The sequence below is a fragment of the Klebsiella sp. KTE92 genome, from assembly GCF_000398905.1.
GTDB classification, from domain to species: Bacteria; Pseudomonadota; Gammaproteobacteria; order Enterobacterales; family Enterobacteriaceae; genus Klebsiella; species Klebsiella variicola.
Genome location: NZ_KB976100.1, coordinates 856,569 through 865,202, shown reverse-complemented (window position 1 = coordinate 865,202; position 8,634 = coordinate 856,569). Strand labels below are relative to the sequence as shown.

General features: G+C 54.5%; 7 protein-coding genes, 2 tRNA genes and 1 rRNA gene. 6 read left to right on the top strand and 4 right to left on the bottom strand.

Annotated elements, in window-relative coordinates; genetic code table 11:
* Positions 1-105 precede the first annotated feature (105 nt).
* The 4 genes from A1WC_RS20950 to gmhB form a co-directional block, all read right to left on the bottom strand.
* Positions 106-181: transfer RNA gene (locus tag A1WC_RS20950), tRNA-Ala, on the bottom strand.
* Positions 182-217: 36 nt separating this feature from the next.
* Positions 218-294: transfer RNA gene (locus tag A1WC_RS20955), tRNA-Ile, on the bottom strand.
* Positions 295-363: 69 nt separating this feature from the next.
* Positions 364-1,903 (bottom strand): 16S ribosomal RNA (locus A1WC_RS20960).
* Positions 1,904-2,272: 369 nt separating this feature from the next.
* On the bottom strand, positions 2,273-2,839 hold the full coding sequence (gmhB, locus tag A1WC_RS20965) for a D-glycero-beta-D-manno-heptose 1,7-bisphosphate 7-phosphatase (protein ID WP_008807333.1): 567 nt from the start codon (positions 2,837-2,839) through the stop codon (positions 2,273-2,275).
* A gap of 188 nt (positions 2,840-3,027) precedes the next feature.
* Here gmhB and metN point away from each other — a divergent pair, with 188 nt between their 5' ends.
* From metN to proS, 6 genes are all read left to right on the top strand, one after another.
* On the top strand, positions 3,028-4,059 hold the full coding sequence (gene metN, locus A1WC_RS20970; RefSeq protein ID WP_012968897.1) for a methionine ABC transporter ATP-binding protein MetN: 1,032 nt from the start codon (positions 3,028-3,030) through the stop codon (positions 4,057-4,059).
* On the top strand, positions 4,052-4,705 hold the full coding sequence (locus tag A1WC_RS20975; RefSeq protein WP_004204478.1) for a methionine ABC transporter permease MetI: 654 nt from the start codon (positions 4,052-4,054) through the stop codon (positions 4,703-4,705). Before metN ends, A1WC_RS20975 begins: the two co-directional genes overlap by 8 nt.
* 43 nt (positions 4,706-4,748) lie before the next feature.
* Positions 4,749-5,564, top strand: a complete 816-nt coding sequence (metQ, locus tag A1WC_RS20980) for a methionine ABC transporter substrate-binding lipoprotein MetQ (protein WP_008807336.1) — start codon at positions 4,749-4,751, stop codon at positions 5,562-5,564.
* Positions 5,565-5,671: 107 nt separating this feature from the next.
* The gene (gene rcsF, locus A1WC_RS20985; RefSeq protein ID WP_008807337.1) at positions 5,672-6,079 is read left to right on the top strand and encodes an Rcs stress response system protein RcsF; all 408 of its coding nucleotides are present in this window, start codon (positions 5,672-5,674) and stop codon (positions 6,077-6,079) included.
* Entirely contained in the window at positions 6,076-6,783 is a 708-nt protein-coding gene (gene tsaA / locus A1WC_RS20990; RefSeq protein ID WP_012968898.1) for a tRNA (N6-threonylcarbamoyladenosine(37)-N6)-methyltransferase TrmO, read from the top strand. The genes rcsF and tsaA overlap by 4 nt, the downstream gene beginning before the upstream one ends.
* Before the next feature lie 113 nt (positions 6,784-6,896).
* A complete protein-coding gene (gene proS, locus A1WC_RS20995; RefSeq protein WP_012968899.1) occupies positions 6,897-8,615 on the top strand; it encodes a proline--tRNA ligase in 1,719 nt (572 codons plus the stop codon).
* Positions 8,616-8,634: the final 19 nt, after the last annotated feature.

The following is an 8,634-nucleotide window of genomic DNA, read 5'->3' as shown; positions in this document are numbered from 1 at the left end:
GTGTGTCGTTTCAATTTTCAGCTTGATCCAGATTTTTAAAGAGCAAAACTTCGCAGTGCACCTTTTCAGGTTCACTCTGAAGTTTTCTTGTGTTTGCAGTAAAGATGGTGGAGCTATGCGGGATCGAACCGCAGACCTCCTGCGTGCAAAGCAGGCGCTCTCCCAGCTGAGCTATAGCCCCATCGTTTGCAACCTCTTCAAATTTGCTTCGCAAATTTGGTAGGCCTGAGTGGACTTGAACCACCGACCTCACCCTTATCAGGGGTGCGCTCTAACCACCTGAGCTACAAGCCTGTAGAGGTTTTTACTGCTGTTTTTCATCAGACAATCTGTGTGGACACTACAAAGGCAGGTTCTTTAAGGTAAGGAGGTGATCCAACCGCAGGTTCCCCTACGGTTACCTTGTTACGACTTCACCCCAGTCATGAATCACAAAGTGGTAAGCGCCCTCCCGAAGGTTAAGCTACCTACTTCTTTTGCAACCCACTCCCATGGTGTGACGGGCGGTGTGTACAAGGCCCGGGAACGTATTCACCGTAGCATTCTGATCTACGATTACTAGCGATTCCGACTTCATGGAGTCGAGTTGCAGACTCCAATCCGGACTACGACATACTTTATGAGGTCCGCTTGCTCTCGCGAGGTCGCTTCTCTTTGTATATGCCATTGTAGCACGTGTGTAGCCCTGGTCGTAAGGGCCATGATGACTTGACGTCATCCCCACCTTCCTCCAGTTTATCACTGGCAGTCTCCTTTGAGTTCCCGGCCTAACCGCTGGCAACAAAGGATAAGGGTTGCGCTCGTTGCGGGACTTAACCCAACATTTCACAACACGAGCTGACGACAGCCATGCAGCACCTGTCTCACAGTTCCCGAAGGCACCAATCCATCTCTGGAAAGTTCTGTGGATGTCAAGACCAGGTAAGGTTCTTCGCGTTGCATCGAATTAAACCACATGCTCCACCGCTTGTGCGGGCCCCCGTCAATTCATTTGAGTTTTAACCTTGCGGCCGTACTCCCCAGGCGGTCGATTTAACGCGTTAGCTCCGGAAGCCACGCCTCAAGGGCACAACCTCCAAATCGACATCGTTTACAGCGTGGACTACCAGGGTATCTAATCCTGTTTGCTCCCCACGCTTTCGCACCTGAGCGTCAGTCTTTGTCCAGGGGGCCGCCTTCGCCACCGGTATTCCTCCAGATCTCTACGCATTTCACCGCTACACCTGGAATTCTACCCCCCTCTACAAGACTCTAGCCTGCCAGTTTCGAATGCAGTTCCCAGGTTGAGCCCGGGGATTTCACATCCGACTTGACAGACCGCCTGCGTGCGCTTTACGCCCAGTAATTCCGATTAACGCTTGCACCCTCCGTATTACCGCGGCTGCTGGCACGGAGTTAGCCGGTGCTTCTTCTGCGGGTAACGTCAATCGGTGAGGTTATTAACCTCACCGCCTTCCTCCCCGCTGAAAGTGCTTTACAACCCGAAGGCCTTCTTCACACACGCGGCATGGCTGCATCAGGCTTGCGCCCATTGTGCAATATTCCCCACTGCTGCCTCCCGTAGGAGTCTGGACCGTGTCTCAGTTCCAGTGTGGCTGGTCATCCTCTCAGACCAGCTAGGGATCGTCGCCTAGGTGAGCCGTTACCCCACCTACTAGCTAATCCCATCTGGGCACATCTGATGGCATGAGGCCCGAAGGTCCCCCACTTTGGTCTTGCGACGTTATGCGGTATTAGCTACCGTTTCCAGTAGTTATCCCCCTCCATCAGGCAGTTTCCCAGACATTACTCACCCGTCCGCCGCTCGTCACCCGAGAGCAAGCTCTCTGTGCTACCGCTCGACTTGCATGTGTTAGGCCTGCCGCCAGCGTTCAATCTGAGCCATGATCAAACTCTTCAATTTAAGTTTGATGCTCGTGAATTAAACTTCGTAATGAATTACGTATGTTCACTCAGAGACTTGGTATTCATTTTTCGTCCGAGGACGTTAAGAATCCATGTCACTTTGAGTGCCCACACAGATTGTCTGATAAATTATTAAAGAGCAGTTGCGACGCGCTTTAGCGCTCTGTCGCGAGGTGGCGTATATTACGCTTTCCTCTTTCAGAGTCAACCCTGAATTTCAGGATTTTTCTCTTCAACCGAACCGGCTGTTTGTGTGAAGTGATTCACATCCGCCGTGTCGTTGGAGGCGCATTATAGGGAGCTCTCCGGGAATGACAAGCGGAAAAATACAATTTTATTTCAACCGCTCATCTTTTAAACGCAACGCTTATTTTTGCTGCTTTTTAATCGCCGCAGGCAGCTCTGCCAGGCTATTTAGCACCCAGTCAGCCGCTTTTTCCGCTTCTTCAGTCAGGGGCTTACCGGTACGCACCAGCACTTTAGTACCGACATCTGCCGCCGCAGCAGCCTGCATATCTTCCAGTTTGTCCCCTACCATATAGGAAGAAGCCATATCGATATGCAGATAATCGCGGGCGGAGATCAGCATCCCCGGATGCGGTTTACGACAATCACAGGTCTGACGGTACTCTTCCACCGCACCCTGCGGGTGATGCGGGCAATAGTAGATACCGTCCAGGTCGACGCCACGATCGGCCAGAGACCAGTCCATCCACTCGGTCAGCGTTTCAAACTGGGCTTCGGTAAATTTACCGCGAGCAATACCGGACTGGTTAGTGACCAGCACCAGCGCATAGCCCATCTCTTTTAGTTCGCGCATCGCGTCAATGACGCCATCGATAAATTCAAAATTGTCGATTTCGTGGACGTAGCCATGATCGACATTAATAGTGCCGTCACGGTCGAGAAAAATTGCGGGTACTGACTTTGCCACCGGTTTGCTCCTGAAAAAGGCTAGTGCCGTTAGTATCGCATGTTTCAGCATGCAAGAAAGTGCTCATTATAAAGAGTCAGATTGATTTAGACGTCTGGATGCCTTAACATCCATTTCATTGCCAGGCATCGCCTGGATACGGCAGAAGAAAATGCCACGGCAAACGGCTAAACGATAATAAATAACTGATGATTAAACTTTCCAATATCACCAAAGTGTTCCAGCAGGGGAATCGCAGCATTCAGGCGCTGAATAACGTCAGCCTGCATGTCCCTGCCGGACAAATTTATGGCGTCATCGGTGCCTCCGGCGCCGGTAAAAGTACGCTGATTCGCTGCGTCAACCTGCTGGAGCGCCCGACCGAGGGCAGCGTACAGGTTGACGGTCAGGAATTGACTGCACTGTCGGAAAAAGAGCTAACCCGTGCGCGCCGTCAGATTGGCATGATTTTCCAGCATTTTAACCTGCTGGCCTCCCGGACCGTTTTCGGCAACGTCGCGTTGCCCCTGGAACTGGATAACACCCCGCAGGCAGAAATCAAACGTCGTGTGACGGAGCTGCTGGATCTCGTCGGCCTGGGTGATAAGCACGACAGCTACCCGGCTAATCTCTCCGGTGGCCAGAAACAGCGCGTCGCTATTGCCCGCGCGCTGGCCAGCAACCCGAAGGTATTGCTGTGCGATGAAGCCACCAGCGCCCTCGACCCGGCCACCACCCGTTCCATTCTCGAACTGCTGAAAGACATTAACCGGCGTCTGGGACTGACCATTCTGCTGATCACCCACGAAATGGATGTGGTGAAACGCATCTGCGACTGCGTGGCGGTCATTAGCAACGGTCAACTGATCGAGCAGGATACGGTGAGCGAAGTCTTCTCCCATCCGAAGACGCCGCTGGCCCAGCAGTTTATTCAGTCCACGCTGCACCTCGATATTCCGGATGACTACCAGGCGCGCCTGAAATCTACCGCCGCAGCGGATAGCGTGCCGATGCTGCGTATGGAATTTACCGGCCACTCCGTCGATGCGCCGCTGCTCTCTGAAACCGCGCGTCGCTTCAATGTGAATAACAACATTATCAGCGCGCAGATGGATTATGCCGGCGGGGTGAAGTTCGGCATCATGCTCACCGAAATGCACGGTACACAGGAAGACACTCAGGCGGCCATCGCCTGGCTGCAGGAACATCATGTAAAAGTAGAGGTATTGGGTTATGTCTGAGGCAATGATGTGGCTGCTGTTGCGCGGCGTATGGGAAACGCTGGCAATGACCTTTGTCTCCGGCTTCTTCGGTTTTGTCCTTGGTCTGCCGGTGGGCGTGCTGCTGTATGTGACCCGGCCGGGGCAAATCGTCGCCAATGCCAAACTGTACCGTACTCTGTCGGCGCTGGTGAACATTTTCCGTTCCATCCCGTTCATTATCCTGCTGGTCTGGATGATCCCGTTTACCCGCGTAATCGTCGGCACCTCGATCGGCCTGCAGGCGGCAATCGTTCCGCTGACGGTGGGCGCCGCGCCGTTTATCGCCCGCATGGTGGAGAACGCCCTGCTGGAGATCCCGACCGGGCTCATCGAAGCTTCCCGCGCGATGGGCGCCACACCGCTGCAGATCGTCCGCAAGGTTCTGCTGCCTGAAGCGCTGCCGGGGCTGGTCAACGCCGCCACCATCACTCTTATTACCCTGGTAGGCTACTCCGCCATGGGCGGCGCGGTGGGCGCCGGTGGTCTGGGGCAGATTGGTTATCAGTACGGTTATATCGGCTACAACGCAACGGTGATGAATACCGTACTGGTGTTACTGGTTATTCTGGTTTATTTAATTCAATTCTCTGGCGATCGTATCGTCCGGGCTGTGACTCATAAATAACGTTATTGGCAGACAACACTCATTCTTACAGGAAGGAAATAACATGGCCTTTAATTTCAAAACCTTTGCGGCAGTTGGCGCGTTAATCGGTTCTCTGGCGCTGGTGGGTTGCGGTCAGGATGAAAAAGATCCGAATCATATTAAAGTCGGCGTTATCGTCGGGGCGGAACAGCAGGTCGCTGAAGTTGCGCAGAAAGTGGCAAAAGAGAAGTATGGTCTCGATGTTGAGCTGGTGACCTTCAACGATTACGTGCTGCCAAACGAAGCGCTAAGCAAAGGCGATATCGACGTGAACGCCTTCCAGCATAAACCGTATCTCGACCAGCAGATTAAAGACCGTGGCTATAAGCTGGTCTCCGTTGGCAACACCTTCGTCTATCCGATCGCGGGTTACTCGAAGAAAATCAAATCGCTGGACGAACTGCAGCCGGGCTCGCAGATCGCCGTCCCGAACGATCCGACTAACCTCGGCCGTTCCCTGCTGCTGCTGCAGCAGGTGGGTCTGATCAAACTGAAAGACGGCGTGGGCCTGCTGCCGACCTCGCTGGATATCGTCGAAAACCCGAAAAACCTGAAAATTGTTGAACTGGAAGCGCCACAGCTGCCGCGTTCGCTGGACGACGCACAGATTGCGCTGGCCGTCATCAACACCACTTACGCCAGCCAGATTGGCCTGACCCCGGCGAAAGACGGTATCTTTGTTGAAGGCAAAGAGTCTCCTTACGTGAACCTGATTGTGGCGCGTGAAGACAATAAAGATGCTGAGAATGTGAAGAAATTCGTTCAGGCTTACCAGAGCGATGAAGTTTACGAAGCGGCGAACAAGATCTTTAACGGCGGCGCAGTGAAAGGCTGGTAATCTTTTCTCACCGTAATATCATTCAGGACGGGCTTCACGCCCGTCTTGTCATTTATGCAAGCACCTGATTCAATAACGCCCTGTTTTTTATTCATTGAGGAAATACTATGCGTGCTTTACCGGTCTGTTTGTTAGCACTCATGTTAAGCGGTTGTTCCATGCTAAGCAGATCCCCCGTTGAACCTGTTCAAAGCACTGCAACCCCCCCGGTTAAATCTGAGCCGAGCAAACCACGCGCAACCCGTCCGGCGCCGGTACGTATTTATACCGATGCGTCAGAGCTGGTGGGAAAACCGTTCCGCGATCTGGGTGAAGTGACTGGTGAGTCATGCCAGGCCTCAAATCAGGATTCTCCGCCGAACATCCCAACCGCCCGCAAGCGTCTGCAGGTGAATGCGGCACGCATGAAAGCCAATGCCGTCCTGCTTCACCGCTGCGAAGTGACCAGCGGCACGCCAGGCTGCTACCGTCAGGCGGTTTGTCTGGGCTCGGCGCTTAACGTTTCGGCACAATGAGTGCATTCCAGTTCGCGCAGATAGGCGTTATCCGCTCGCCGTATAAAGAGAAATTTGCCGTTCCTCGCCAGCCTGGTCTGGTGAAACACGGCGGCGGAGAACTGCATCTGGTTGCGCCCTACAACCAGGCCGACGCCGTGCGAGGCCTGGAAAACTTCAGCCATCTGTGGATCCTGTTTGTGTTTCATCAGACCATGGAAGGCGGTTGGCGTCCGACGGTGCGCCCTCCCCGACTGGGAGGCAATGCGCGGATGGGCGTCTTCGCCACCCGTTCGACGTTTCGCCCCAACCCCATCGGCATGTCGCTGGTTGAGCTGAAAGGCGTTCGCTGCCAGAAGGATCAGGTGATCCTGGAACTCGGTAGCCTCGATCTCGTCGACGGGACGCCGGTGGTTGATATCAAACCGTATCTTCCTTTCGCCGAAGCCCTGCCGGATGCCAGCGCCAGCTATGCGCAACAGGCGCCGCTGGCGGGTATGAACGTCAGTTTTACACCGGAAACAGAAGCACAGTTACTGACCCTGGAAAAACGCTACCCGCATATCAAAGCGTTTATCCGCGAAGTATTGGCGCAGGATCCGCGCCCGGCCTACCGTAAAGAGGAAGAAGCAGGAAAAAATTATGCCGTCTGGTTGCTGGATTTCAACGTCCGCTGGCGGGTGGTTGCCTCTGGTTTTGAAGTCTTTGCCCTCGAAGCGCGCTAATTTTATTTTTCCTCTCTTTTGGCATCTTTGCCACACTGGTAAACTAAACCACTTTTTTTGTTTCAGGCTGGGCAACCAGCCTGTTCCGCTCGTTTAACTGGAACCGTTACAACATGCGTACTAGCCAATATCTGCTCTCCACTCTGAAGGAGACACCTGCCGACGCCGAGGTAATCAGCCACCAGCTGATGCTGCGCGCCGGGATGATCCGCAAGCTGGCCTCCGGGTTATACACCTGGCTGCCGACCGGCGTGCGCGTCCTGAAAAAAGTCGAAAACATCGTGCGTGAAGAAATGAATAATGCCGGTGCGATCGAGGTGTTAATGCCGGTCGTTCAGCCCTCTGAACTGTGGCAGGAGAGCGGTCGCTGGGAGCAGTATGGCCCGGAACTGCTGCGCATTGCCGATCGTGGCGATCGCCCGTTCGTCCTCGGTCCAACCCACGAAGAGGTCATTACCGATCTGATCCGCAACGAGCTGAACTCCTATAAGCAGTTGCCGCTGAACTTCTATCAGATCCAGACCAAATTCCGCGACGAAGTGCGCCCGCGTTTCGGCGTGATGCGCTCCCGTGAATTCCTGATGAAAGATGCTTACTCTTTCCATACCTCTCAGGAATCGCTGCAGGAAACCTACGACGCGATGTATACCGCTTACAGCAAAATCTTCAGTCGTATGGGGCTGGATTTCCGTGCGGTACAGGCTGACACCGGTTCTATCGGCGGCAGCGCCTCTCATGAATTCCAGGTGCTGGCGCAGAGCGGCGAAGACGATGTGATCTTCTCCGACAGCTCCGACTACGCGGCAAACATCGAGTTTGCGGAAGCCGTTGCGCCAAAAGAGCCGCGCGCAGCCGCCACCCAGGAGATGACCCTGGTTGATACGCCGAACGCCAAAACCATCGCCGAGCTGGTTGAGCAGTTCGACCTGCCGATCGAAAAAACCGTGAAGACCCTGCTGGTGAAAGCGGTTGAAGGTAGCGCCTCCCCGCTGGTTGCCCTGCTGGTGCGCGGCGATCACGAGCTGAACGAAGTGAAAGCGGAAAAACTGCCGCAGGTCGCCAGCCCGCTGACCTTCGCCACCGAAGAAGAGATCCGCGCTCTGGTGAAAGCGGGTCCGGGCTCCCTGGGTCCGGTGAACCTGCCGATCCCGGTGGTTATCGACCGTACCGTCGCGGTAATGAGCGATTTCGCCGCTGGCGCTAACATCGATGGCAAACACTACTTCGGCATCAACTGGGATCGCGACGTCGCGACTCCGGAAGTTGCTGATATTCGTAACGTCGTTGCCGGCGATCCGAGCCCGGACGGCAAGGGTACTCTGCTTATCAAGCGCGGTATCGAAGTGGGCCACATCTTCCAGCTGGGTACTAAGTACTCTCAGGCGATGAATGCCGCAGTTCAGGGCGAAGATGGCCGTAACCAGATCCTGACCATGGGTTGCTACGGTATTGGGGTGACCCGTGTGGTGGCCGCCGCTATCGAGCAGAACTTTGACGATCGCGGGATTATCTGGCCAGACGCCATCGCGCCGTTCCAGGTGGCAATTCTGCCGATGAATATGCACAAGTCCTATCGCGTGCAGGAGCTGGCCGAGAAGCTGTACGCCGAGCTGCGTGCGCACGGCATCGATGTGCTGATGGACGACCGTAAAGAGCGTCCGGGCGTGATGTTCGCCGATATGGAACTGATCGGTATTCCGCACACCATCGTGCTGGGCGATCGGAACCTCGATAACGATGATATCGAATACAAGTATCGTCGCAATGGTGAGAAGCAGCTGATTAAAACCGGTGATATCGTGGAATATCTGGTTAAAGCGATAAAAGGCTAAGCAACCACCTCAGGGCCCT